This is a genomic window from Levilactobacillus humaensis (assembly GCF_024345185.1).
Classification (GTDB): Bacteria; Bacillota; Bacilli; order Lactobacillales; family Lactobacillaceae; genus Levilactobacillus; species Levilactobacillus humaensis.
The window spans coordinates 1-25,000 of sequence record NZ_BROB01000025.1 but is presented as its reverse complement, the minus strand read 5'-3'; the positions used below and the strand labels follow the sequence as shown (position 1 = coordinate 25,000).

The 25,000-nt window shown below is 49.7% G+C and carries 20 protein-coding genes; 5 read left to right on the top strand and 15 right to left on the bottom strand.

Annotated elements, in window-relative coordinates; genetic code table 11:
* The first annotated feature begins 100 nt into the window (after positions 1-100).
* Positions 101-1,186 (top strand): MucBP domain-containing protein, encoded by a 1,086-nt coding sequence (locus tag OCU14_RS08570; protein WP_261810675.1) that lies wholly within the window; start codon positions 101-103, stop codon positions 1,184-1,186.
* A gap of 138 nt (positions 1,187-1,324) precedes the next feature.
* Here the strand turns inward: OCU14_RS08570 and OCU14_RS08565 are convergent, their stop codons facing one another.
* Positions 1,325-2,758, bottom strand: coding sequence for a C69 family dipeptidase (locus OCU14_RS08565; RefSeq protein ID WP_261810674.1), 1,434 nt, complete (start codon positions 2,756-2,758; stop codon positions 1,325-1,327).
* A 272-nt stretch (positions 2,759-3,030) separates the two neighbouring features.
* Here OCU14_RS08565 and OCU14_RS08560 point away from each other — a divergent pair, with 272 nt between their 5' ends.
* A complete protein-coding gene (locus OCU14_RS08560; RefSeq protein WP_261810673.1) occupies positions 3,031-4,386 on the top strand; it encodes an FAD-dependent oxidoreductase in 1,356 nt (451 codons plus the stop codon).
* 123 nt (positions 4,387-4,509) lie between these two features.
* On the opposite strand, the gene OCU14_RS08555 is transcribed toward OCU14_RS08560, so the two are convergent.
* From OCU14_RS08555 to OCU14_RS08545, 3 genes are all read right to left on the bottom strand, one after another.
* Positions 4,510-6,630 (bottom strand): L-type lectin family protein, encoded by a 2,121-nt coding sequence (locus OCU14_RS08555; protein WP_261810672.1) that lies wholly within the window; start codon positions 6,628-6,630, stop codon positions 4,510-4,512.
* Positions 6,631-6,931: 301 nt separating this feature from the next.
* Positions 6,932-9,766, bottom strand: coding sequence for a MucBP domain-containing protein (locus tag OCU14_RS08550; protein WP_261810671.1), 2,835 nt, complete (start codon positions 9,764-9,766; stop codon positions 6,932-6,934).
* Positions 9,767-10,093: 327 nt separating this feature from the next.
* The gene (locus OCU14_RS08545; RefSeq protein ID WP_261810670.1) at positions 10,094-11,668 is read right to left on the bottom strand and encodes a peptide chain release factor 3; all 1,575 of its coding nucleotides are present in this window, start codon (positions 11,666-11,668) and stop codon (positions 10,094-10,096) included.
* A 175-nt stretch (positions 11,669-11,843) separates the two neighbouring features.
* On the opposite strand from OCU14_RS08545, the gene OCU14_RS08540 reads away from it, so the two are divergent.
* The gene (locus tag OCU14_RS08540) at positions 11,844-12,398 is read left to right on the top strand and encodes a hypothetical protein (protein WP_261810669.1); all 555 of its coding nucleotides are present in this window, start codon (positions 11,844-11,846) and stop codon (positions 12,396-12,398) included.
* A gap of 53 nt (positions 12,399-12,451) precedes the next feature.
* On the opposite strand, the gene OCU14_RS11250 is transcribed toward OCU14_RS08540, so the two are convergent.
* The 8 genes from OCU14_RS11250 to recX all read right to left on the bottom strand — a co-directional run bounded on the left by OCU14_RS11250 (position 12,452) and on the right by recX (position 20,093).
* Complete coding sequence (locus OCU14_RS11250; RefSeq protein ID WP_309296928.1) at positions 12,452-13,525, bottom strand: CDP-glycerol glycerophosphotransferase family protein; 1,074 nt, start codon at positions 13,523-13,525, stop codon at positions 12,452-12,454.
* Positions 13,522-14,472: a hypothetical protein gene (locus tag OCU14_RS11245; protein WP_309296927.1), complete on the bottom strand. Its 951-nt coding sequence runs from the start codon at positions 14,470-14,472 to the stop codon at positions 13,522-13,524. The genes OCU14_RS11250 and OCU14_RS11245 overlap by 4 nt, the downstream gene beginning before the upstream one ends.
* A 13-nt stretch (positions 14,473-14,485) precedes the next feature.
* Positions 14,486-15,358, bottom strand: a complete 873-nt coding sequence (locus OCU14_RS08530) for a hypothetical protein (protein WP_261810668.1) — start codon at positions 15,356-15,358, stop codon at positions 14,486-14,488.
* 70 nt (positions 15,359-15,428) lie between these two features.
* Positions 15,429-15,845: a glycerol-3-phosphate cytidylyltransferase gene (gene tagD, locus OCU14_RS08525; protein WP_057879031.1), complete on the bottom strand. Its 417-nt coding sequence runs from the start codon at positions 15,843-15,845 to the stop codon at positions 15,429-15,431.
* Positions 15,846-15,994: 149 nt separating this feature from the next.
* A complete protein-coding gene (locus tag OCU14_RS08520) occupies positions 15,995-17,107 on the bottom strand; it encodes an AI-2E family transporter (RefSeq protein ID WP_261810667.1) in 1,113 nt (370 codons plus the stop codon).
* 96 nt (positions 17,108-17,203) lie between these two features.
* Positions 17,204-17,755 carry a nucleoside tri-diphosphate phosphatase gene (gene ntdP / locus OCU14_RS08515; RefSeq protein ID WP_261810666.1) on the bottom strand — a complete coding sequence of 184 codons (552 nt, stop codon included), beginning with the start codon at positions 17,753-17,755 and terminating at the stop codon, positions 17,204-17,206.
* A 330-nt stretch (positions 17,756-18,085) separates the two neighbouring features.
* Complete coding sequence (locus tag OCU14_RS08510; protein WP_261810665.1) at positions 18,086-19,258, bottom strand: serine hydrolase domain-containing protein; 1,173 nt, start codon at positions 19,256-19,258, stop codon at positions 18,086-18,088.
* A 34-nt stretch (positions 19,259-19,292) separates the two neighbouring features.
* Entirely contained in the window at positions 19,293-20,093 is an 801-nt protein-coding gene (gene recX, locus OCU14_RS08505) for a recombination regulator RecX (protein WP_261810664.1), read from the bottom strand.
* A gap of 194 nt (positions 20,094-20,287) precedes the next feature.
* On the opposite strand from recX, the gene OCU14_RS08500 reads away from it, so the two are divergent.
* Positions 20,288-20,743, top strand: coding sequence for a flavodoxin (locus OCU14_RS08500; RefSeq protein WP_261810663.1), 456 nt, complete (start codon positions 20,288-20,290; stop codon positions 20,741-20,743).
* A gap of 61 nt (positions 20,744-20,804) precedes the next feature.
* Here OCU14_RS08500 and OCU14_RS08495 read toward each other — a convergent pair whose 3' ends face one another.
* The 3 genes from OCU14_RS08495 to wecB are packed head-to-tail and all read right to left on the bottom strand — an operon-like array spanning position 20,805 to position 23,709.
* Positions 20,805-21,704: a YihY/virulence factor BrkB family protein gene (locus OCU14_RS08495; RefSeq protein ID WP_057879038.1), complete on the bottom strand. Its 900-nt coding sequence runs from the start codon at positions 21,702-21,704 to the stop codon at positions 20,805-20,807.
* 27 nt (positions 21,705-21,731) lie between these two features.
* A complete protein-coding gene (locus tag OCU14_RS08490; protein ID WP_261810662.1) occupies positions 21,732-22,583 on the bottom strand; it encodes a nuclease-related domain-containing protein in 852 nt (283 codons plus the stop codon).
* Positions 22,576-23,709, bottom strand: a complete 1,134-nt coding sequence (gene wecB / locus OCU14_RS08485) for a non-hydrolyzing UDP-N-acetylglucosamine 2-epimerase (protein WP_309296926.1) — start codon at positions 23,707-23,709, stop codon at positions 22,576-22,578. The genes OCU14_RS08490 and wecB overlap by 8 nt, the downstream gene beginning before the upstream one ends.
* A gap of 244 nt (positions 23,710-23,953) precedes the next feature.
* Between wecB and OCU14_RS08480 the strand changes: the two genes are divergently transcribed.
* Positions 23,954-24,895 (top strand): glycosyltransferase family 2 protein, encoded by a 942-nt coding sequence (locus tag OCU14_RS08480; protein WP_261810661.1) that lies wholly within the window; start codon positions 23,954-23,956, stop codon positions 24,893-24,895.
* Positions 24,896-25,000: the final 105 nt, after the last annotated feature.

The window sequence follows — 25,000 nt, the reverse complement described above, 5'->3', positions numbered from 1 at the left end:
GTTCATCGGGATGGTGTGAAACCTGTTACAATTTCAGTTATTGGGGAGTCCGTAAAAATGGTATACTAGGTTTTAAAGGAAACTTCTGGAGGTGACTGGCATGGCATTTTTTGACTGGATTAAACGACTCATCGAACCCAAACCCCGACGGCGACACCCGCAACCGGCATCGCCAACTCGGCGTCTGCCTTCGGTACCAACGACTCACGCTGAACCAGCCGTCATGCCACCACAGCCCCCTATTGCCCCCCGTCCACCAAAACCACAGGTACAGCCGCAGCCAGCACCATTGGGCCCCGCAGCGACGCTAGTGGTTCGGTTAGTCGACGAGCACGACCGCCCTTTACAACCAGCACTCGTGTTGACGGGTCACCAGGGTGAAAGCGTTCATTACCATTTTCCTGAGATCACAGGCTACGCGCTCTTACGAATCATCGGCTTCACCCAAGACTTTATCAGTGAATATGGGCTAACAACCGTCATTTATCGACGCCGGCTCGGCCAACCCGTTATTGCCTATCTCGTCGACTTTGATTCCGGTCGTTTGCTAGAACTGCCTCAGATCCATCGTGGCGGCCTGGCAACGACCTACACCCTGACGCCACCTAACATCTCTGGCTACCATATTTTCCAAGCCCAGGGACCACAACGGGGCCAATTCACCGACAAACCTGCCATGGTAGTCTACTACTACCGGCGGGATGCCTGGCAGATGGTTCAGCGCGTCCATCAGTATGTCTTTTTGCAGGCCGATCATCAGGTATACGATGAGCCAGCGGGACGAGCTTACACCTACCAGTTCCCAGCCGACTCACTCTGGCGGCTTTTCATGGTCGTCACGCTAACCAATGGTACTGTCTGGTATAACTTTGGTGGTAATCAGTGGCTGTCTGCAGAACAGACGGTTCGCCGCGACCATCAATACGCCCAACCGGCCTTACCACCAGTCTCTCGCTGGCAACCGGAACCATTTGACCGAATGGGAACAGTTGATTACGTGCCAGGCTCGGCAGTGTCGATCTACCGTGAACCGTATGGCGAAACGGCTGGTCAGGTTGACCATGGTGATCCCCTGGACGTCCGGGGACGCATCGTCGATGACCAACAGTTGGTCTGGTATCAGATTGGGCCAGAAGCCTACATCAATGCTCGCTATGTTCGGTTAACACCGATTGCAACACTTTAAATTAATGACTCTAAAGTTAACTCCGTAAAATCTCGACGATTCTACGGAGTTTTTTCGTAAAAAGATAGTTTCAGTCAAAAACAGGCGGCCCGACAATTGTCAGGCCGCCTGTTTCGTCATGAGCATTACTCGTTTGGTTTATAAGTTCTTATCCATGTTAAACGTTAGCCGAGAGAGCGTCAGGCCCTTCTCGATGAGGTCATTGGTAAATTTCGTCGTTGTTGCGCGCATGATTTCAGTCACACGGTGGTTTTGTGTCGTCAGGAAGGCCGTTAAGTCGTCCCCTTCGAAGTTTTGGGCACCCTTCAAGGCTTTCGCCACGTGGGTCCGCAACGTTTCCTTAGCGGCCGTCACGTAATCCGTGTCCTGTTCGATGAAGTCAACGTAGTGGGACTCCACAATCATCGACAACTTCCGATACATCCAGTAGGCACTCACATCGTCCAAATGGACCGGCGTCAGGCTGTAAGAAGGATCGGTATCGGTGGCATTGGCAAAGAAAGGCACGTAAGGACTGAAAGCTGGTACACCGAAGCAAACCCACATGATGGCAGAACTTGCCTTAGGGACGTCGTTACGCAACTGTAAGACGTGAGAGTTCTGCGTTCGGTTCATTGAGATTGGCCGGAACTTCAACCGATCAGCATCATCCCCGGGGCCCAGTGGATCGTACTTGGTTTCGTTATAGTGAGAACTCAGAATGTATTCAACATCTTCCACACTGATCTTGTGACTTGTCCGGCAAATGAACGGCAGGTCACTGGATTGGGGATCCTGAACAATTTCAGGATTCAAGCAACGTTGCCCATACCAAACGCGTGGCGTGTTGTAATGCCGATCTTTTTCGGTACTCGTCCCAAAGATGTGGCGGAAGTTCCAACCATCCTGATCGGGATTCAAGTGGTTTGCCGTGACAAATTCCTGGATACCCTCGGAGAACATGAAATTGTCGGGATCATCAAAAGCCACCTGCTGAATGGCGACTTGGTTAGCGGCGACAGCATAGGCATCGTCCGGAATCCGTTGCGCCACCCAGTGATGCCCAGTGACGATTTCCATGTACCATACCTCGTCATTATCAGAGAACAGCACCCCATTACCTTCTGGTGATCCATATTGCTTGATCAGCTTACCCAAATAACGCACCCCATCGCGGGCCGAATTAATGTAAGGCAGAACCAGGGTCTGCAAAGAGTCTTCGGCTAATCCATTTGCCACCAAAGGATCGAACGCCAAGGCTTGGGGATTGCCATAGACACTTTCAGTCGCACTCATTGCGACATTTTGGTCGTTAATCCCACTTTCAGCATACTCCCCGGTCTTGTCGGTTTCCACGTTAGGCGTTGCCAGGTAACGGTAACCGTCACTGGGAATTGGCGCCGTGAACCCATTTTGATTTGAAACCCAGGTCCGGGCCGGCTGGTCATGTTCCGCCGGGTGAACGTAGAAGCGTTGAGGAGTCAACGCTAAGAAGGTGTCGTCATTTCTAGCAATCATCGTTGATCCATCAACCGTTGCTTTTTTCCCAACCAGCACCGTCGTGCAGGCCGTCAAATGTTTTGCTGCTTTCATTCAAACTCCACTCCTTATGTCTAAATCGTCCGACCATGGCGGATCCCGAAAATGAACACGTCAAAGTCTATAGCCCATAGTTTACCGCTTTTAGGGGACCAACACTAGATATCACTGGATTTCGTCAGAATTAGACGTGTTACACATTTTGAAATGTGTTGACATTTCTGGCGTGTTGTCTAAAATAGAGTTGTAACCAAGTCTTATTTTTTTGAGACTGCTTGTGAAGCATTTTTCAAATAAATTAACCACACTTTTGGGAGGCCCTATTCATGAAAGTCACTGTAGTTGGATGTACCCATGCCGGAACATTTGCCATTAAACAAATCTTAGCCGAGAACCCCGATGCCGAGGTCACGGTCTATGAAAAAAACGACGTTATCTCTTTTCTTTCCTGTGGTATTGCTTTGTACCTCGGGGGTAAAGTTGCCGATCCTCAAGGACTCTTTTACTCTAGTCCAGAGGAATTAACTAAGCTCGGTGCTAACGTCCAGATGGGCCACAACGTCTTAAACATTGACCCTGAAGAGAAAACGGTTACAGTTGAAGACATGACCACTCATGAACAAACAACTGATACCTATGACAAGCTCGTCATGACCTCTGGATCGTGGCCCATCGTACCAAAAATTCCGGGCATTAATAGTCCACAGGTCAAGCTGTGTAAGAACTGGGCTCATGCTCAGACCTTGATTGAAGAAGCCAAGACGGCCAAACATATCACGGTTATCGGTGCCGGTTACATCGGCGCAGAACTCGCTGAAGCTTACTCAACGACTGGCCACGAGGTGACCTTAATTGATGCCATGGACCGCGTCATGCCGAAATACTTTGATTCTGAATTCACGGACGTCATCGAACAAGACTACCGCGACAATCACGTCCAACTTGCTTTGGGCGAAACGGTTCAAAGCTTTACACCTGAAGATGGTCGCCTGACTATTCAGACCAACCAAGGGGCCTACCAGACCGACCTAGCTATCCTATGTATCGGCTTCCGACCAAATACCGACCTTCTCAAGGGTAAGGTCGACATGGCCGCCAACGGTGCCATCATTACCGATGACTACATGCGCTCATCCAATCCCGACATCTTTGCCGCTGGTGACAGTGCCGCGGTTCATTACAACCCTACTCACCAAAACGCTTATATTCCCCTGGCTACCAATGCCGTTCGTCAAGGGATCCTGGTCGGAAAGAACCTCGTTAAGCCAACCGTTAAATACATGGGAACGCAGTCCTCATCTGGATTAGCCCTCTACGGTCGGACCATTGTCTCCACTGGATTGACCTTGGCATCCGCTAAGCAGCAGGGTATCAATGCTGAACAAGTTATCGTTAAGGATAACTACCGTCCAGAGTTCATGCCAACAACTGAACCCGTGCTGATGTCTTTGGTCTATGACCCAGACAGTCGGCGGATCTTGGGTGGTGCATTGATGAGTAAATATGACGTCTCACAATCCGCTAATACCCTCTCCGTCTGCATCCAAAATGAAAATACAATCGACGACCTGGCAATGGTTGACATGCTTTTCCAACCAAACTTTGACCGGCCATTCAACTACCTAAATATCTTAGCCCAAGCCGCACAGGCACAGGCTGCAAAACTCGCACCCGCAGAATAGGCGTCGTTTAACACAAAGGTCCCAGCAACACGTTCCGTGTAGAACGTGTTGCTGGGACCTTTTGTCGTTGGCTTAAGTGTGCCAACGCCTGTTATTATTAACGTTCATTGCGTTCGCCCTAGTCTAGGGAACATTGTTCAGAGTCCAAGTAATCGTCGATTCGTAATCACCTTGAACCGCGTCACCGTCGACATCTAGGAGCAAGCCTGATTCATCCTGCCAGTTGCCAACGACATCCGTCACATCGTCCGTATCCGTAGAGACCCCATTGCTCACTGTGATTGGGTCACCACCAATAGCCGTCTGACCATCTTCATCGTAGTACCGCAGTTCACCGGAAAGCGTCCGCCCATCCGTAGAGACGAATGGGGTTGCGGTGACTTGTAATGCCCAGGAGGCGCCGGCCTCGCGGGTATCCAGAATCTTGACCTGCCAATCTGAGGTCCGCTTGATCTGCTGTGATGTTCCGGTTAATGAGGTCGTTTTAAAAGAACTGGCCTCGGCCACCGTCTGAAACGTCAGCTGGCCTGGGACAATGATCGTATAGGTGACCTCATTGGACACGTTCTGGTAAGGGTCGGTCACCCAAAGCTTGAGAATATTGCTGCCGGCCTTCAGCTGCCCAGGAGTCAAGGTCAGATCAAACCGACCATCATCCCCGGTTGGCATCTTAAAGTCTGGCAAGGATGACCCATTCAGGGTGCCAGAAACGGTCATATCGTCGTTGCTCAAGTCGACACCTTCTGGAATAATCACCAGACCCTTAAAAGTCGCACTGGCCCCCGCCTCAATCTGGGTACTCGATCCAGAAAGTGAGAACAGATTTAGTTCCAGGGTTGGGTTCAAGGTGAATGCTGAGGTATCGGTCGTGACAATCCCGTTAACCGCGTTAAAGGTAGACGCACTAGCTGCCACGCTAGTTGCTCCCTTCACATCCTCGGCCTTCCCCGTCAGTGTAATGGTTGCCCGCGGATTAGCCGTGCTCAATGCGGTTGGCAGTGACCATTCAATCTGATTATCCACTAAACCATTCAGACTCAAGTCACTCGTGGTGCCATCGGCATAGGTGATTTTTGCCGTATCATAGTTCAGATGATCCGGCAGATTCATTTTGGCAGTCAGATCCTTCCAGGACTGCTTCCCATCCAAGTAATTGAGTTGGTAATCTAGTTGGAACTTGTGACCACCTTTAAGAATGCCACCATCGTCAATGACCTGATTGGTATTCTTGTCTGTCAACGTGGTGGTTGCCTTAGCATCCACCAGACCTGGAATTTTTTCCATCACGACTAAGTTGTTTTCGTAACTACTCCCCGTGGCACCGGTAAATCCCCACTGGATCTGACCGGTATGATCCGGATCAATTTTATCGAGGTCCAAGGTTGCCTGCTCACTGACCCCGGGTTGGTCGGTACCGTCCACAGGGTCCTTGTCATTAAACGTGTAGGTTAAGACCTTCGAATCAGCCTTCCAATCCACCGTCAAATGATGCCAGGCCCCATTTGATAGCAACGTATAGTCACCATTCAGAACACCCTCGTGTTGTTGCTGGGCGTAATAACCAGAGGCTGGAAGTGGTAACAGCTGAGACGTCTTCACCATATTATAGGTGGCAACATCCCCGGGATAGCCGTTGGCCAAGTGAGGGCCGGCAAAATCTACGTCGAAGGAATCCGCATCCCCGGCATTCGAGTAACTGGTAGATTTGTTTAAATGCGTATCAAACTCCAACGCCCAGCTGTTTTGAATCGCTGAGGCCGCAATTTTATCTGCAGTGGCTTGCTTCCGATCCGTGGCAATTCCCCAAACACCCAAAGTTTCACCGTAGATCGTCTTGCCAAAGGTTGGGGTAGCATTCAGTCCTCGAGAATCATTTTGGAAGACCAATGCCATTCCATCCGCGGCCTTCTTCCCGGTATTTCCAAAGTAAATCCACATTGAAGCGGTTTCATTCTTTTTTAAATCAAACACATTGTCGGCTGTTGACCATATTGCCCCAAATTGGTTTTTCCCATTGTTAACCTTGGCAGCCTGAGTTCCCGTAATTGCCGGATTGGTTGTCGCAACCACTGCCGCCGTATTATTACTGGTCGTTCCAGGCGTAAAGATATTTTCCAGTGAAATCCCTTGTGGAGCGGTCTTCAAGGCATTGTCATAATCCGAATCCGCATAGCCCATCACGTGTTGACCGAGACCTAATCCGATCCCGACTATCAACCCTAGCAAAACTTTCAATTTCTTCATAATCGCTCCTCTCCGCCCCCAAAAGATGTTGGGTCGCAATTACCCGTCAGTGAGTCACTTTCTTCGCCAAAAGAATACCATGTGCACACCGCTTAAGGGGCAATTTATCAATTTTAAAAGAGGAGCCTTCGAAAATTGACAGAGTTATGGGGAATCATAAATTGCATAATAAAAAGGGACTAATTTCAACTTTCGAAATTAATCCCCGTTTGATTCATCACCCAATTTGGTCAGGCCAGTTAGCCAGACTCCCCTCCCAATGGACTAGACTCTCTTCAATTCTGCTGGTTATTTGCGGTGCTTACTCTTCTCGACGCTTATGTTTCATGAAGCCGGTCCCAACCAGGCTGACCAATAGCAGGCCTAGCCAAGTCCAAGAAGATTGAGCTTCACCCGTCTGTGGCAGGCGACCGGTCGTTGATCCGGAGCCATCACCAAGCGCCGAGTAACTTAAATCAGTTGTTCCACTCGGCCCATTGTCGCCGACCGTGGCATGGTCAAACTCACTACCGGAGACTGGACTGTCAATCTCATCCTCGTCGTCCGTTCCCACTGATTGTGAACCTTGACCAGTACTCAATTGGTCACCAGAGCCCGTGCCCGTGGTTGAACCCTCAGTGCTCCCAGTGGCCCCGGTTTCCGTATCGGATTCGCTACTGGTAGTTGACCCAGAACCTGTTTCTGACCCGGCACCGGTATCATTTTCATTGCCATTGCCGGTATCACTGCCGTTGCCGTCGCCGGTATTACTGCCATTACCGTCGCCGGTATCATTTTCATTGCCATCACCGGTATCACTTCCATTGCCATCACCGGTATCACTTCCATTACCGTCGCCGGTATCACTTCCATTACCGTCACCGGTATCACTTCCATTACCGTCACCGGTATCACTTCCATTACCGTCACCGATATCACTTCCATTGCCGGTATCATTTTCATTGCCATCACCAGTATTACTACCATTGCCGTCGCCGGTATCACTGCCATTGCCATCATCAGGGTCGTTACCATCGGAACCAGACCCCGTCCCAGAACCATCGCCCGAACCAGAACCTTCTTCAGATCCATTGTCAGAACCATTGTTTCCGGAACCATTCCCGCCGGTTCCTGGACCTGTTACCGTACCCCCGTTGCCATTGTTATCCCCTGGTTTGTTGCCATTGGCGTCGTTGTCCGAGTCGCCGTTGTTATCGGAACCATCTTGACCATCGCTACCATCGGCATCGTTGTCCGAGTCTCCATTATTGTCAGAGCCATCTTGACCATCGTTACCATCGGAATCGCTATCCGAGTCGCCGTTGTTGTCAGATCCGTCTTGACCATCGCTACCATCAGAATCGCCGTCCGAATCTCCGTTGTTGTCAGAGCCGTCTTGACCATCATTTCCATTGGCATCACTATCCGAGTCGCCGTTGTTGTCAGAGCCGTCTTGACCATCGCTACCATCAGAATCGCCGTCCGAATCTCCGTTGTTGTCAGAGCCGTCTTGACCATCATTTCCATTGGCATCACTGTCGGAATCTCCGTTGTTGTCAGAGCCGTCTTGGCCATCGTTGCCATCGGCATCACTATCTGAGTCTCCGTTACTGTCAGAGCCATCTTGACCATCGGCATCGCCGTCCGAATCCCCGTTGTTGTCGGAACCATCTTGACCATCATTGCCATCGGAATCGCCATCGGAATCTCCGTTGTTGTCAGAGCCGTCTTGACCATCGCTACCATCGGAATCTCCGTTATTATCGGAGCCATCTTGGCCATCGTTGCCATTGGTACCGCCATCCGAGCCTCCGTTATTGTCAGAACCATCTTGACCATCATTGCCATTGGTATTGCCGTTGCCATCTCCTGTGGACCCACCGCCCTCGTTGCCAGTACCGGCATCCTGATCATCCACTTTCTCATAAACATGGACGACCTTTTGTTCTTCACGCAGGAACTTTCCGGTCAATTCACCTTTGGTTTCTTTGTGCCGATACCCTTCGATTTTTGCTGGCTGAGTTTGATAGGCAGTCCCCAATCCCCCAGTCAACACCTCATCATCCTGAAGTTGGTTACCATCTGTATCAACGTGAGAAACCGTCACCGGTGCTGGATATGTCGTAAACCGGTAAGAATTTACATAGGTCCAGAGTACTTTTCCCTCCGGAGACCGCACCTCACCCAGCATGGCATTACGGGCATCATGTTTCACCATCTCGTCAGTTGTGAAATTATCATCAGGTCGGGTATACTCTTGATCTGCCAAATGGTCATAGGATAGGCCCTTAGCCCCGTCCGAATGTGACTTACCAGCACTAAATTTTAATTTAAAGACGTCGTGAGTTCCTAATAAATCTCCCGTATCTTCATGTCGGTCTTCCCGCGTATACGCTTTCATGGCATAGCGGTCAATCGCATGCATGTCATACCGCGAGCCATCAATCCATGTACTGGTATTCTTCAGGTGACCAGACAACTCATTTCCCGTAAACCGATCTGTCCGTGAGATGACTTGGCCCTCGCCTTTAAAAACTTCGAAGGGAATCTGTCCCAACGGAGAGAAATCTTCAATCTGACAATTCGACAAGTCGAGGTAGGACAGATTTGTCAGGTTCGCTAGCTTCCGCACATCATCAATTCGATTGTTTTTTAGAATCAACGTGTCCAATTTTCTTAAATTCATCAGCGGCGATAAAATTGTGATGTGTCCCCGAGGCTGTCTGATTGGGTTCTTACCAAAGGCTTCCCGATCCGTCGAATCGAAATTTGTGACTGACCCGTCTAAATCTAAGTAAGTTAAATTGGTCGCGTACTCCAAGCCTTCAAGACTGAACATTTGAATCGTTTGAACACCCACGCCACTCACATTTTCCTTGGTCAGTTCCATCTTGGTCAGCAGGCGTAAATCCTTCTTGTTAATGTCATCTTCTGTTTTCCAATGATGTTTGATGTTCGGGTCATTATTAAGCGTTTTCAACATAATCTTTCTTAAAGTCGGATTGGGCATCCATTCCCAAATATGCTCGGTTGCCCGCTGGGAACTCGTTTGCCCCGTTACCGCTGCATGAACATCTTGCGGTTCCGTGGCCATCCCCACGCCCATCAAAACCGTCGCCGCTGTTAACCATAGACTTGCCTTCACATTTACTGTCATCTTACTCTCCTCCAAGTTTCCCCAATTTATTTAAATTTCTGTCTGTTGTTCTAGCTCCGATAAACAACATCCTAACAGGGATCTTTGGAGAAGGAAACCAATTAAATTGTACACAACCATTTCACAAAGTATTGGCTTTGCGTCATGAACACCAATCGTTCGCTTATCACATGACCGCCACTGACAAATCAACGTTCATAAGGCTTTATGACAAAATGAAGGCATTATACAAGGCCTATACCAATTAAATCACATCCACATATCTATCTAAAAAGTTAGTGAAATTAAAAGGCTCAGACTGGTTGTCTGAGCCTTTCATCGTTTAGATTAGAGTTTTGACGTCAATTCAACGTCAGGATACTTGTCCTTGAACCAGCGTTCGGCAAAACGGTTTTCAAAGAGGAATAATGGTGCGCCCTGGCTATCTTTAACCAGTAAATTCCGCGATGAAGACATCCGTTCGTCCAATTGATCGGGGTTGATCCACCGGGCCGTCTTCTTGCCCATTGGCTCCATGATAACTTCCGAGTTGTACTCGTTTTGCATCCGGAATTGGAACACTTCGAATTGAAGTTGCCCCACGGCACCCAGGATATAGTCACCGGTTGAGTAAGAGGTATAGAGTTGCACGGCCCCTTCTTGAACCAGTTGATTAATCCCCTTGTGGAAGGATTTTTGCTTCATCACATTCTTAGCTGCTACTCGCACGAACAGCTCTGGCGTAAATTGTGGCAGCTTTTCGAACTTCACGGTTTGCTTCCCCGTGTAGATACTGTCCCCAATCTGGAAATTACCGGTATCGTACAACCCGATAATGTCACCGGCCACAGCCTTCTCCACATTCTCACGCGTATCGGCCATGAATTCGGTCACGTTGGACAGCCGAAGTTTCTTGCCCGTTCGTTCCTGAATAACATCCATCCCGCGGTCAAATTCACCAGAGCAGACCCGCACGAAGGCAATCCGGTCACGGTGCTTAGGGTTCATGTTGGCTTGAATCTTAAAGACAAATCCAGAAAATTCGTCATCAGTTGGGGCAATGTCCTTGTCCTCTTGCGTATGATGACTCGCTGGCTTAGGGGCGTATTCCAAATACGTTTCCAGGAAAGTTTTAACCCCAAAGTTGGCTAAGGCTGATCCGAAGAAGACTGGCGTCTGATCCCCGCTGGCAATCTTGTCGGCGTCGAACTGGTTCCCAGCTTCTTCAATCAACAACATGTTATCGCGGGCCTCTTGGTACAAGCCGTCGTCTTCCAAGTCGTTGCCATCGGCCAATTCTCCGTCCTCATTGAGTGGCAGGTATTGGGTATCACCGGTTGGCCGGTACAAGGCCACACGTTGGTGATAGCGGTCATACAGCCCCTTCAATTCCTTACCCATCCCAATTGGCCAGTTCATTGGATAGCCTTCGATCCCCAGGACATCCTCCAATTCGGCAATCAGGTCCATCGGTTCACGGCCATCTCGGTCAAGCTTGTTCATGAAGGTAAAGATCGGAATTCCCCGCATCTTACAGATCTGAAACAGCTTCTTGGTTTGGGGTTCAATCCCTTTAGCAGAGTCAATGACCATGACTGCGGAGTCCACGGCCATTAACGTCCGGTACGTATCTTCTGAGAAGTCTTCGTGTCCAGGGGTATCCAGAATATTGATCCGTTTGCCCTGATAATCGAATTGCATCACAGAACTCGTCACAGAGATCCCACGCTTTTGTTCGATTTCCATCCAGTCAGACTTGGCGAAGTTACCACTCTTTCGCGCCTTAACGGTTCCGGCTTCACGCACCACGCCCCCGAACAACAGCAATTGTTCGGTAATCGTCGTCTTCCCGGCATCGGGGTGGGAGATGATGGCAAAAGTCCGCCGTTTATCGACAGCTGATGCTAATGTTTTTTCGCTCATAGTTTTTCCTCACAAATTTTTTTGAATTTAGATTATCTGAAATTTTAAATTTACGCGACGTTATAATTTTAACACATCTAGGGTCACAATACATGATGGCCGGCATTTCTGGATCACTCCACCCCTATTTCGTGGTATCATTAAAGAATGAACTTATTTAGAATCGGGTGAAATTATGTCGGCGAGTACGGAAGCCCTCATCATCGAAATTATCTTCTGTCTGGGCGCGATCATCGCGCTGGGGGGACTCATCGGTCTTATTGTGACCAAGCAGCGCCACCGACCCCTGCGCCCCGCCATGGCAGTCATTATCAGTGGTGTGGGAATTGTGATCATTGCCAGTCTGCTCAACGTCCTGTTGTTCAAGACCTATGACCAAACACGCGTTAAAAAAGATGATTACTACGAAATTACCAGTCTTACTAACAATATGCAGGCTTCCTTGGCCAGTAGCCAAGCGGCCAGCCAACCGGTCAGTCCTTCTGCCAAGAAGGCCAGTAAAAACGTAACCTATCTGGTGAAACATATGGCCCAACCGGCCGCTTCACGCCAAGATGCTCGGGCAGCACAAACCGAATTTACGCAACGCCAACATCCCCGGATCACCCGGGTGAAGGCCGCCTATCAGCGGATTCTCAATCGCTATTTCAAGCAGATTGTGCACCAACCGCAACAGGCCAAGCGCTTGAGTCAATACGCTTATCAGCAGGCCATGAAAGTGAATCATTAAGCTTAATCACAACAAGGGGTCAGGATGCGATAACGTCCTGACCCCTTGTTTTTTTAACCATGATTTTCAATCTGTTGTAGGATATAGGCCACAACTTTCAGTGAGCTCTGACCATCATCAATGGCACAGAAGCGGCGATAGAAAGCCATGAACCGGGCGTCATTGCTCATATCGGGGGTCATCAATTTCTGCGAAATCAACGAGAGGAGTTGCGATTCATCATGAGCAATCTCCCCTGGTAACTCGGTCTCGTAATTCAAATAGAACCCACGCAACTCGTCCTTATACACCTGATAGTCGTACGGATAGAATAAGATCGGTCGTTTGAGATAGGCGTAATCAAAGAAGACCGAAGAGTAGTCCGTAATCAACAGGTCACTAACCAGGTATAACTCCGAAATATCCGGGTGATGTGAGAAGTCAAAAACGACACCCTCATACCCCCGAATATCCAGGGTATTCGCAATCAGGTAGTGCATCCGTAAAATTAACACGGTATCTTTTCCAAATCGCCGCTGAAACTCTGCCAGTGAGAACGGCAACTCAAACGTATACTTACCCTTCTCAGCAAACTGGTTGTCCCGATAGGTTGGCGCATAGAGCACCACCTGTTTATCCAATGGAATCCCCAATTTTCGTTTGAGCGCCATAATTTCTGCCGGCGTACTGTTTACCAGGGCATCATTACGAGGATAACCCACCTTCAGGATCTGATTGTTAAAGCCAAAGGCGGTTCGAAAGACCTGCGTCGAATAATCATTGGGCGAAATCAAGGCATCCCAACGATTGGCTTCCTTCACAAAGTTCGCGTGATAGCGAGCCGTCGTGGTGCCAGGCATCGTCACTTTTTCAATGTCTAATCCGAGTTTTTTCAGGGGTGTCCCATGCCAGGTTTGAATATAAGTCAGGTAGTCGGGCTTCTTTACCCACAATGGAAACCGGGCATTACTGATCCAGAAGCTTGCCTTGCCCAGTAGCCGCACCCACCTAGTGGTCCGGCGAATCACATAGGGAATATCATGTTGCCGACAGAAGCGCCGCTGTGACCGGTTGATCGACCACACACAGTTGAATTCTGGATAGAGACGAGTAAACAGTTGATAGATGGCATACGGTGAGTCACTCACTTGGCGGCCACCAAAGCTTTCAAAATGAGGGTTGGTCGCTCATAGGGTGTGTGCCCATGTCTAAATAACTGTGATAAATAGGTTAGATTAACCTTATCCGCCACTTGCGCCACCCACTTCACAACTTGACGCGATTGCCCGACGGCGTTGACCACCCGTTGTGGTAATGACGGTGCCACTGACGTCGTCACAAGCAGGCCATTGTCGAAACGCTTGTCAATCATGACCAGTCGATGTTGTCGGGTCACTAGTTCGGTCGTCTGTCCCGCCAGTGAGCGTGCCAATACCACGCGCCGTTCCACCGTTTCTTCGCCAACGGTGGTGCGGAGATAGAGGACTTGCGTCGACTCAATCGGTAGTTCGGCCAACGGAAGCGACAGCGTAACTAACCCTTGACTAGCGCCCTGGACAACCGGTCCCATGGTTACTTGGTGATCGGCTTCGTTTTTCAAAACCAGTCGTTGCTGGCTCGGATCGTGGTTAAACTGACGCGTTTCCACCACTTGTATCTGATCATCGACCAAGTTAATGGCCGTGACAGAAACTTCCGTCGCGGACTGATGGGTATGGCTGTTTAAAATGGCCATACCCGCTGCATCACACCTGAATTGACAGGCACTCGTCTGTGAGATCTGCCAACGATCGCCAAGAGCCTCACTCTCAATCTGAATAACCCCGTGCATCGCGGGCTGCACCACATTGAGATACAACTCCCAGGTAAAGTCATGCCGATCCCTCTGTTCAAATTGCAGGGCCGCCGGATCGAATGCCACCCGCACCACATGTTGATTGACAATCCGCGTCACGGGGACGGTCAGTGTCGCCTGCGTTTGCCGTTCAAAGAAGGTCACCGTGAGCGTCTCAAAAGGTTCTGGCACATTGATGAGTTCCAGTTCCAATTCTGATTGCTGATTTGAATGCTGACAGCCTGATAAAATCGCACGCACGATGGCAAACTCCTTAGTAGTTAAAGATTAATTGATTCGGCAGTAACGGCGAAAGCCTTTGATTGATTGCCAATGGGCTAAATAGTTGAGATTCTGGGGTTAATACCCGATTTAAAACGACTTGATACAGTGACTCAGTGGTCGGTAAACGCTGATAGTCGGCATACACCATGCCACCGTATGTCACATCGGTGGTTGGCAATAATACGGTCTGATCGGCGCCAGTCAATGACGTCTGGCGTTGCGCCAACGCATTCTCCAAGGCGACGTGTTCGTCAGGAGGCAAAGTCGCAACCATCCCCGATGTCAGCCGTAGATTTAAAACGTGTTGCCCAGTCCGTGCATGGCGGGTCAACCGTAACACGGCCTCCTCACGCCGATTAAGTAAGTATCGCGTCTGTGCCACCCCTGCTTGAATCCTAGCCACGGCCACGACAGACCCGTTCAAACCATAGGTAACCGTCTGAACCAACTGATCGTGGTTGTACTGCCGGAGAACCATCGGCGTCTCATCATCCAACTGGCGAAGCTCCGCCACCAATTGACCAGAACGCAAGTAACGTTTCACCTGTTGTGAATGGTCCATGAACACCCGCTCTTCACATTGGCTGAGGTCGACGGCTAGCCGTTCCTCGGCAGACAGAATGCGCCCGGTATCCTTGGCAAAAACATCGGCTAAGGTCAGAAGGTTAGCCTGCGCCACCAACGGGTCTTGCGTGGCCAAGCGATTTAATTCGGCTCGAATCTCCCAGACCGTCTCCATGGCTGGCGTGGCTACCAGCAGATCGACCCGTTCGGATGCTCGAAGCGCACGCGATAACTGACTGGCAAAGGTTGCCCGCTGTAAATCATAACAGTCGGTCACTAAGAAAACCGTCCGTTTCATCCCCAAGCCTCCTTTGAATTTACCGTTATGACAATAAAAATCCTTAGTCTACGACTAAGGATTGGTCAACCTATTCTTCAGCCTTCCATTCTTCTTCATCGGTAAGGCCAAGGTCATGCTTAATTTTAGTCGTGGAAATACCTTCCGTCCGTGGCAAGTAAACGACTTCACAGTAGTCCTTCAAGAAGTCAAACTTACCCTTCCAGTCGTCACCCATGACAAAAATATCAATATTATTTTCTTGAACATCTTTAATCTTTTGGTCCCAAGTGGTTTCGGGAATCACGTGGTCCACGTACTTGATGGCTTCCAGAATGTACTTCCGGTCTTCATAAGATGTGTACGCCCGCTTGCCTTTTTCCGCGTTGAATTCATCGGAAGAGACACAAACCGTCAAGTCGTCACCCAGTGCCTTAGCACGCTTCAATAAACGAACGTGCCCTTTATGCAATAAATCAAACGTCCCATACGTAATTACTTTTTTCATGTCGGTTCTCCTACTTATCTGGTTAATTTCCCCTGGCGGTTCCAGGAGGCGTCTTAAAAATCCAATAACAATCTAAATACTAGCATATTGAGCGGTCACGTCAACTTGAAAACCGCTCTACGAGAACTTTGTTGTGAAGTTTTAATATTTCACAACGATTTTTGCTCGGCGTGCTCCAACTGCCAAATGCTGTAGACATAGGTCACCACCGTCTTGACGACCGCATAAAACGGAATCGCCAAGATCATCCCGAATAGCCCCGCAATATTACCCGCGGCTAATAAGATAATAATAATCGTCAACGGGTGAATCTGCAAACTTTTCCCAATAATATTCGGATAAACGAAGTTACCATCGATCTGTTGGACCACAACCACCACGATGATCACGTAGATAATCAGATTGGTACTCGTCGCAAAGGCCACAATCAACGCTGGCAAAATCCCAATGTACGGCCCTACATAAGGAATCAAGTTGCAAATTCCCGCAAAGAGTCCCAGGAGTAAGGCATACTTCTCACCCACCAGTACGTAGCCAATCGCGGTAAAGACCCCGACGAAAAGGCATTCGATGATTTGCCCGCCAACATATTTGGCAATGGTCGTGTTCATCCGACTCAGGAGCTCCGTTGTCTGCTCGCCATGCTTAGCCGGTAGCCACTTCTGAATTGTGGGCAGAAACTTCTCGCCATCCTTTAGCATGTAAAACAGCATGACAGGCACTGTAACGGCGGTTACGGTCACCGTGGTAACTGTTCCAATCACCTGGCCAATTCCGCTGGTAACGCCACTCATGAGGCTCTGAGCGTACTTGGACAGGGCCGACTGTAATTGTGTCAGATATTTTGAGAAATCAATGTTCTTTAGCCAAGGCTGCTGGGTCCATTTTCGTAAAACGACCTCACTCGACTTCGCGAAGTCCGGAATACTCCCCACAAGTGTCGTAATCTGCGTCGCGAGTCGCGGAATCAGCCACATGCCCCCGGCAACCAAGACCGCCACCAATAGCAGAAAGACTACGCTAACAGCTCCGGTCCGATTCAGATGGAATCGCCGCCACCGGATCTTCTCCAGGGCGCGGACTAGTGGGTTCAGCAGATAGAACAACACCCCGGATAGCAGGAGTGGCACAAAGATCGTCGATAAGAAGATCCCAATGGGCGAAAAGAGAAAGCTGATCTGGGTACAGACCCAGATTAACGCCGCCACAATCAGGAGTTCCAGTGACCAAAACATGAGTCGGGAATTCGCAAGCCATTTCATGGACAAGTTCCTTTCTTTTTTAAAAAAGGAGCGAGCCACGAATGGACTTGCTCCGGATGATACGGAAGACAACTCTTACAGGTCGAACGCCGTGCCCTACTTGGGACGACGTGACAGTTCCTGATACCGTTGATACCACAGATCGACATAGGCTTTAGAGAAGGGCCCCTTGTGATTGTTAATCCAGTCAACTAACGTCAAGACATTGGCCTTCAAGATCTGGTCTGTCTCGGCACCATAGTGCCAACGCTGACTGAAATCCTGGTATTCATCCACGTCCAATAGCCGCTTTTCGCCGTCTGGAAAAACCTTCACGTCAAGATCATAATCAATATATTTGAGAGCTTCCTTGTCTAAAACGTATGGAGAGGCCAAATTACAGTAATAAGACACCCCATTATCCCGAATCATAGCAACAATGTTAAACCAGTAATGCTTGTGAAAATAAACGATAGCAGGCTCACGGGTCACCCACCGCCGCCCATCGTCTTCCGTGACCAATGTGTGGTCATTGACGCCGATGAGGGCGTTCTCGCTTGTTTTGAGTACCATAGTGTCGCGCCAAGTTCGATGCAAACTTCCGTCGTGCTTGTAGCTTTTGATCGTAATGAAGTCGCCTTCCTTAGGTCCTCTAGCTTCGCGCGTCATGTCTAAACCCTACTTTCTAAGTAACGGGTAACTATAAAAATTCATTCAATATTATACCAGATTAGCCGGTATTATTGAATAGCTCGTCCAGGATTCATTGGACAAAAGTCTTGGGGGTCGCATAAACTTGCGCTAACTCCCAGAAAATCGTGTTGCGGTGAAACCGAGTCGGTCCGGGGACCTCTCCACGCAAGCCCTGGCAACCGCCATTTATTGGCGACTAACCCGGCACTCGTAAAATTTTTTAATGGCTTAACCACTCGCCGGTATCTTGACCTAGAAAAAGGGCCTGGGAATTATCCCAGACCCCTTTGTTCCATTCACCTATCATCACTTACCCAAGTTGCCACCCTCTAAGAGGTTCCAAAGCTGAATGGCAGCCGTCTGCGACAATTGGTTGGCCCGGTAATAGTTACTGAGTAAGACCACCCCATCCTGGCCGTCCTTGCTCAACAGGAAGGTCGCCTCGTACCCGTAGGCTAACCCGTGACCTCTGACGTACGTTGGGTAGACATAGAGTCCCCCACCATACATCGACGCCGACCCGGGAACCAAGAGGACGTTAACGTCCTTCTGTGGATAGACCTTCCCTAGCAACATGTTGCGTTCCGCCTGGAAAAGGTCATTAACTGACATGTAGACCTGCCCCGTCCCAAATTGGTAGAGCATCGACAGTTTCGATTCCCCGTATTCGGTATCATAGGTTGGCAGCACGCTCCCCGTCTTGGAGTTCGTGTACCCCTGCGAATAATCGGACCGGTTTGCCATATTGAAGACGAAGCCAGAATGCTGGAGGTTCCCGGCATCGATAATATTTTTGGTGAAGTAATCCTGATAGCTTTCGCCAGAAACCTTCTGAATAATTCCGGCCAGCAACATGAAGTTCACCGGTGAATAGTGCCACCGCCCAATCTTGGCGGGCTGACTGACAACGTTATTCAGAATAAATTTAATCATCTGCTGTTCGGTTCTGATCGAGTTAGGAAACGCCGTCAGCACTAACCCACTCTTCATATCCAACATCTCGCGCAGAGTAATCTGATTACTCCCCGCAATTTGTGGATAATACTTGGACAACGGATCACTGAGTGCCACCTTGTTTTCACTGGCCAACTTCATTAACAGTCCCGCCGTAAAGGACTTCTGAATCGACGCCAATTGATAGACGCTGTTCACGTGGTTCTTCTGGCGGTTCGCGGCATCGGCGTAGCCCCATCCCTGTTGATAAATGGTCTGGTTATGATGCACCACCAAAGCCGTCCCCACGAAACGGTTGGCTTGTAAGACGGCATCGATCTGCCGCGTGGTAGCAGCGGGTGCCAGCTTACGTTTCTTAGCTGGTACCTTCTTCTTTGGTTTGACCTTCCGAACCACCGAGCTGCTTGAAACCTTTGGCTCAGCCTTGGTCTGTTGTGTCTGACCATTAAACCACCAGGCCAGACCGCCGCCAAGACCCAAGACGGCTCCCAAGGCTAAAACTGTCCCCCATACTTTTGAATTCATAATTGCTCCCCCTTACCCTTTTAAAACGTTGTGACTAGTCTGCCGATTCCCCTAAATCTGCCAGCCAAGCGCTGATCTCATCGAGCTTAAATCCCTTACGATACAGGGCTTGCTTCGTCTTATACTGCCGTTCCGAGTGACTCAGTGCCCGATAACGATGCCACAGCTTCTCACCCTGCTTCGCCAGGAGCGCGCGCTGTTCATCCTCATCCGGCGTCAAATCCAGGCTATCCAACATACCGTTAATCTCATCCCCACCGAATCCCCGGCTCATGAGGCCTTGACGCACCTTTTGGAGTTGGTTACGTGTCGATTGATGTTGGTAACGCTTGGCCAATTTTTCGGCGACGGCCGTCCCCACGGTCATCTGTTCGGCCACTGGATACTGTTTCAAGGCCTCGTCAATTGGCTGTTCAGCGACCCCCTTCTGCCGTAAATGTTGGCGAATCACCCGCGGCCCCTTGTCACTGGTGTTCATGATGGTGCGAACATAACTGGCCGCATAATGAGCATCGTCAACCAACGTAAATTCTCGAAGCTTCTGGAGAGTCTGGTCAATCGTTTCTGGCGGAATCTCCAGATCAACTAACTTATCTCGCACTTCTTTTTCGGTTCGTAACTGATGAGACAGATAATCCAGGGCTTTGTTATAGGCCTTGGCGACATCGTCAGCTGACGTCAGTTGTTCCTCGAGTTCCTTATCGATCTCCATGCCCTTGTACAGACGGAAATCCACCAGGACGCTTTCACTAACCGGGAAGGCGTAATGGCCATCGACGTAAATGTTATAGCGTCCTGAACGTTTCTGAGCTTCAATCATGGTAATTTCGGCCATTTCGATCACTTCCTTCTCTTTAACTTATGACTATTTTACCAGTTCTAAATTCAATGGGGCCCGCACAGTAGTGCATTAGTTAGTCAGTCAGCTTTTCCGCCCATACATGATTCCCTAGCGAAATGAGTGTGGCTGCTTCGCCACTGGCCTGCTATAATTAACGACAATCAAGCTGTATCGAAAGGAGTGCCACTATGTTAACCGCTCACGTTGTCTTTGCCACCATCACCGGGAACAATCAAGACGTTGCCGATATTGTCACCGAGGGTCTAGAAGCCCAAGGCTGTCAGGTTCAAGAGACCGAAATCTCTCAGACCGACGCCACCGAATTCAAGGAAGCCGACATCTGTGTCGTCTGTGCCTACACCTATGACGGCGGCGCCCTTCCCGAAGAAGGCCTCGATTTCTTCGAGGACCTGCCCCAAGTCGACCTCAGTCACCAAGTATTCGGGGTAGCCGGTTCCGGCGATACCTTCTACGGTGACGACTTCAATGTCGCCGTAGACCGGTTTGCGGCCGCCTTCAAGCAGAGTGGCGCACGTCAGGGTGCTCTCAGTGTCAAGATCGACCTGGAGCCTGACCAGGACGCCATTGACCGACTCGACGCCTTCGCCGCACAGCTTGTGGCCACCGCACAACACCTAGCTTAATCCGATTCAGTCATGAGACATCAAAGGTCCGGGACAACTACTCCCAGACCTCTGGTGTCTTTTATTTTTTCTTGATCCGGTACTTCAAGATATTGGGTAAAACCGTCTGCTCCTCAAAATCACCGACTAGAAGTTCCTGGATCGAGGCATTTAGGACCGCCCCAAACATCAGGATCATCCCGGTAAAGTCGAGCCAAAACATCAGAACGATAAAAGTTCCAATCGTCTTGTAGCTATCGATGTTGTGCACAAAATACTTCACATACAGCGAGAAGGCTTGCGATAAGAGCAGCCAACCCACCGTCGCGATAAGCGCCCCCGGCCACACGTAGCGCCATTTCAACTTAACGCTGGGCACAAAGTAAAAGAGGATCATCAACACGAAGAACGTGACCCCAAAGGTTAAGGGCCACTTGGCCGCGTTCACGTAGGTGAGCACTTGAGTTGGCAGATGGAGCAGTGGGGTCAGTTGTTCCACGGCCACCTGCCCAAAACTAAAGAAGAGCATCAATATGAAAAGCAACGCAATCAGCGCCACCATCCAGAAGAACGCCCCGACCCGATTGACGATCGCATTTTGCTTTTTCGCCACGCCATAGGCACCGTTAACCGTGCGTTGGAAAGCCGCGACGGCCCGCGAAGATGACCAAATCGAGACGATTACCCCGATTGACAGCACACTCCCACTCCGATTATTCAGAAAGGAATGGATGATGGGCTCCAACATGGTATAGATATTCTCAGGGACGATCGGTTCAATACTCTCCATCACAGTCGTGGTTTCGATGTGTAGATACGGCAGAATACTGGCAACCACTAGCAATGCTGGAAAGAGCGACAGCAAGGTATAATAAGCCAACACCACCGCAGAATCGGAGACGTTTGCCATCTGGTATCGTTTGCCAATGGTTTGAATGAATCGGCCGACTGGTGCCAGCCGAGCGCGCCACTGTTTAGCCACAGGTGCCACGTCTCCTTTCGTTGTCAGTTAGAATGACCCATAGTCCTCCGCAAACTTCAGCGTGCCAATCATCTTTTCCAAGGTCTTAAGACTAAAGCGCACGCGCTTGGCCTGACGGAAGGCTTCGATAAAGGTGGCCAGGTCATCGTAGTTGGCCACGGCGGTACAGTTATAGGCGTCATTCGGATTTAATTTGGTCTTGTTGCCCACGACCATCGAGTTAATGTGATCGTAACGGTCATAGTAGTTGTAATACACCATCGGTTTAACAAAATCGATGATCCGGTCATTCTTGTTCTCTAATTGCCGGTGCATGGTAATTTCACTATTGATATAGCGCACCAACAACTTTGATGAGAGTTCGGCCTGGGTCGCCGGGTTACTGATCCCCGTATGCAACGTAATCGACCGTTGCCCCCGGCCTTCCTGTTCAAGACTCATCGTATAGCCTTGGGTGAGAGATTCATTTTCTTCCGACAGGTTGGGCAAGAAGAATCGGTCCAGCCGGTTCATCAACGCCTTCGGAGTCTTCTTCTCCTTACCGGTCAGGTTCACCGCGGAAAAGTCATCGAGACTCGTGGAAAAGATTTCCTCGGACAGGTCATGGAAAATCATCCCCCGCCAATACTTACTCTCCACGTTAATCACACCAAAGGACGTCACCAGCAGGTTGTCAATTTGCATGACCCGCCAGGAATCCCCTTCGTTCATCTCCTGCGTCACAGGATTCTTCACCTTATTAGCAAAATGGACGTTACGCAGAATCTTATAATCAAATCGTTCATTATGCTTCAGGGCCTTTTGATGCAGGTCACGCATAATTTCTGACAACTGTTCAGTCGTTTTAATCTCGGCTCGGTCATATGCCGTCTCAGCCATTTAGATTGCCTCCATTGATTTTGGTTTCAATCGCTTGCAAAATGCGTTCGGAGGCGTGCCCATCCCCATAAGGATTTTCGGCAGTCGCCATCCGTTGGTAGGCCTGTTCGTCTGTTAATAATTGTTCCATGGCTTCGGTCACGCGCTTGGGATCGGTTCCCACTAATTTAAGGGTCCCGTTCTCAACGCCCTCTGGTCGTTCCGTGGTATCGCGGAGCACCAAAACGGGCTTGTTCAGTGATGGGGCCTCTTCTTGCACCCCGCCGGAGTCCGTCATGATGAAGAAACTCCGGGCCGCCATGTTGTGGAAGTCCACGACGTCTAGTGGGTCGATCAGGTGAATCCGATCCATCCCGTCAAGCTCCTCATGAGCCGCCTGCTGGACGACGGGGCTCAAGTGAACCGGATAGACCACTTCCACGTCAGGATGGGTTTCAACCTCACGACGCACGGCTTTAAAGACGGCGTGCATGGGTGCTCCCTGGTTCTCACGGCGGTGCATGGTCAAGAGAATCATCCGGTGATCCGCGGCCACCTGGTCCAGGACTGCGTGATGATAGTCTGGATCCACCGTTTGTTTCAAGGCATCGATTGCCGTGTTCCCGGTAATATAAATGTGATCTGCAGGATGCGCCTGTTTTAACAGGTTAGCCTTGGAAAGCGTCGTCGGCGCAAAGTACAAATCACTGAGAATATCGGTCAATTGACGGTTCATTTCCTCCGGATAAGGTGAATACTTATCCCAGGTCCGTAACCCCGCCTCCACGTGACCTAACATCGTTTGGTGATAAAAGGCACTCACACTAGCGGCAAAAGTTGTCGTGGTATCCCCGTGAACCAGCACGATGTCTGGCTTAGCTTCCGTGAGAACGTCATCGAGTTGATTCAAGACACGGGTCGTGATCCCACTTAAGGTTTGCTGTGGGCGCATAATATTCAGATCATAGTCCGGGGTAATCTTGAAGATCGCTAACACCTGGTCGAGCATCTCCCGGTGTTGCGCGGTTACCACCGTGATTGGGGTGAACGCGTCTGGCCGTTGTTGCATGGCCAAGATAATCGGGGCCATCTTGATGGCCTCCGGTCGGGTTCCAAACACTGTCATTACTTTAATTGGTTTCGTCACTGCAATACCTCCAAAGTCACGTGTATTATCGTCAATTATAGCAGAACCCACGGTCCCATGTTATAAACTCCGTTTTTATTCTCAAATTATTCGTGACCAAGCGAAACCTTTTTCATTGAATCCGCATTCATCGGCAATAAGTAAGGTTAGTCACCGAAAAGTGGCACACTCGTAAACAAATTTTAATGGCAAGCCTCCTATATTTGAGGTAAGATGATAGCGTTGTGTGAAAGGAATGTCTGTGATGAAGAAATTGAGTCTGGTCGTTCCTTGCTATAACGAGGAGGAGTCTATACCGTTATTTTACCGAACCGTTAGCAAGGTGATCACGTCTATGAATACCCCTACTCCAACGGTAACGCCGGAGTATATTTTTGTGGATGATGGGTCAAGCGACCACACCTTAGATGAAATGAAAGCCTTACATGAAGAGCATCCGGAGACTGTCCACTTTCGGTCATTCTCCAGAAACTTCGGTAAGGAATCAGCGTTGGCCGCGGGCCTCCAAGCCACGACAGGCGACATGGTCGCCGTCATGGACGTTGATTTACAAGATCCACCGGAGCTTTTGCCGGAAATGGTCGACCTCATTGAAAATCGGGGATATGATTGTGTGGGGACCATTCAAAAGGAACGGCGTGGTCAAAGCAAACTACGTGCGTTTCTGTCCAGCAGCTTCTACCGTGTCATTAACTGGCTATCCGACGTGCGGATCGAACCGAATGCTCGTGATTACCGATTGATGACCCGCCAATTTGTTGATACTGTGGTATCATTGCCCGAATTCAACCGGTTCTCCAAAGGGATCTTCAGTTGGGTCGGCTATAAAACTACGTATCTGACTTATGAGAGCCAGCCCCGAGCGGCCGGTACAACCCATTGGAATTTACGTCAACTGTTTGCCTACTCCATTGAAGGCATCATTGACTTCTCCAATGCGCCGTTGCGCCTCGCCACTTGGGTCGGCAGCCTCTCCTTCCTACTCTCAATCCTCGGTTTGATCTTCGTGATCGTCCGGGCCTTGACCGTTGGGGGATCAGTCGCTGGTTGGCCATCCCTCGTGGTGATTTTGCTCGCCATTGGTGGGATTCAATTATTCTGTCTGGGAATTCTAGGACAGTACATCAGTAAGATTTACCTCGAAACGAAACATCGTCCGATGTACATTATTCGAGAAGAAAAGTAAATAAGCTGTGAGAAAGGTAGCCATTGCTTGCTATAGTCCCCTTGAGGTTGACAGATGAAAAAGTATAATTCATCTGTCAACCTTGAGGGGATTTTATTATGCCTA

Bases quoted from the DNA above. Each gene is read 5' to 3' on its own strand.
- OCU14_RS08565 (WP_261810674.1), bottom strand. From the start codon at position 2,758: ATGAAAGCAGCAAAACATTTGACGGCCTGCACGACGGTGCTGGTTGGG.
- OCU14_RS08540 (WP_261810669.1), top strand. From the start codon at position 11,844: ATGTCGGCGAGTACGGAAGCCCTCATCATCGAAATTATCTTCTGTCTG.
- OCU14_RS08570 (WP_261810675.1), top strand. From the start codon at position 101: ATGGCATTTTTTGACTGGATTAAACGACTCATCGAACCCAAACCCCGA.
- OCU14_RS08555 (WP_261810672.1), bottom strand. From the start codon at position 6,630: ATGAAGAAATTGAAAGTTTTGCTAGGGTTGATAGTCGGGATCGGATTA.
- OCU14_RS08560 (WP_261810673.1), top strand. From the start codon at position 3,031: ATGAAAGTCACTGTAGTTGGATGTACCCATGCCGGAACATTTGCCATT.
- OCU14_RS08520 (WP_261810667.1), bottom strand. From the start codon at position 17,107: ATGAAATGGCTTGCGAATTCCCGACTCATGTTTTGGTCACTGGAACTC.
- OCU14_RS08545 (WP_261810670.1), bottom strand. From the start codon at position 11,668: ATGAGCGAAAAAACATTAGCATCAGCTGTCGATAAACGGCGGACTTTT.
- ntdP (WP_261810666.1), bottom strand. From the start codon at position 17,755: ATGACGCGCGAAGCTAGAGGACCTAAGGAAGGCGACTTCATTACGATC.
- OCU14_RS08550 (WP_261810671.1), bottom strand. From the start codon at position 9,766: ATGACAGTAAATGTGAAGGCAAGTCTATGGTTAACAGCGGCGACGGTT.
- tagD (WP_057879031.1), bottom strand. From the start codon at position 15,845: ATGAAAAAAGTAATTACGTATGGGACGTTTGATTTATTGCATAAAGGG.
- OCU14_RS08490 (WP_261810662.1), bottom strand. From the start codon at position 22,583: ATGGCTGAGACGGCATATGACCGAGCCGAGATTAAAACGACTGAACAG.
- OCU14_RS08480 (WP_261810661.1), top strand. From the start codon at position 23,954: ATGAAGAAATTGAGTCTGGTCGTTCCTTGCTATAACGAGGAGGAGTCT.
- OCU14_RS08500 (WP_261810663.1), top strand. From the start codon at position 20,288: ATGTTAACCGCTCACGTTGTCTTTGCCACCATCACCGGGAACAATCAA.
- recX (WP_261810664.1), bottom strand. From the start codon at position 20,093: ATGGCCGAAATTACCATGATTGAAGCTCAGAAACGTTCAGGACGCTAT.
- OCU14_RS08530 (WP_261810668.1), bottom strand. From the start codon at position 15,358: ATGAAACGGACGGTTTTCTTAGTGACCGACTGTTATGATTTACAGCGG.
- OCU14_RS08510 (WP_261810665.1), bottom strand. From the start codon at position 19,258: ATGAATTCAAAAGTATGGGGGACAGTTTTAGCCTTGGGAGCCGTCTTG.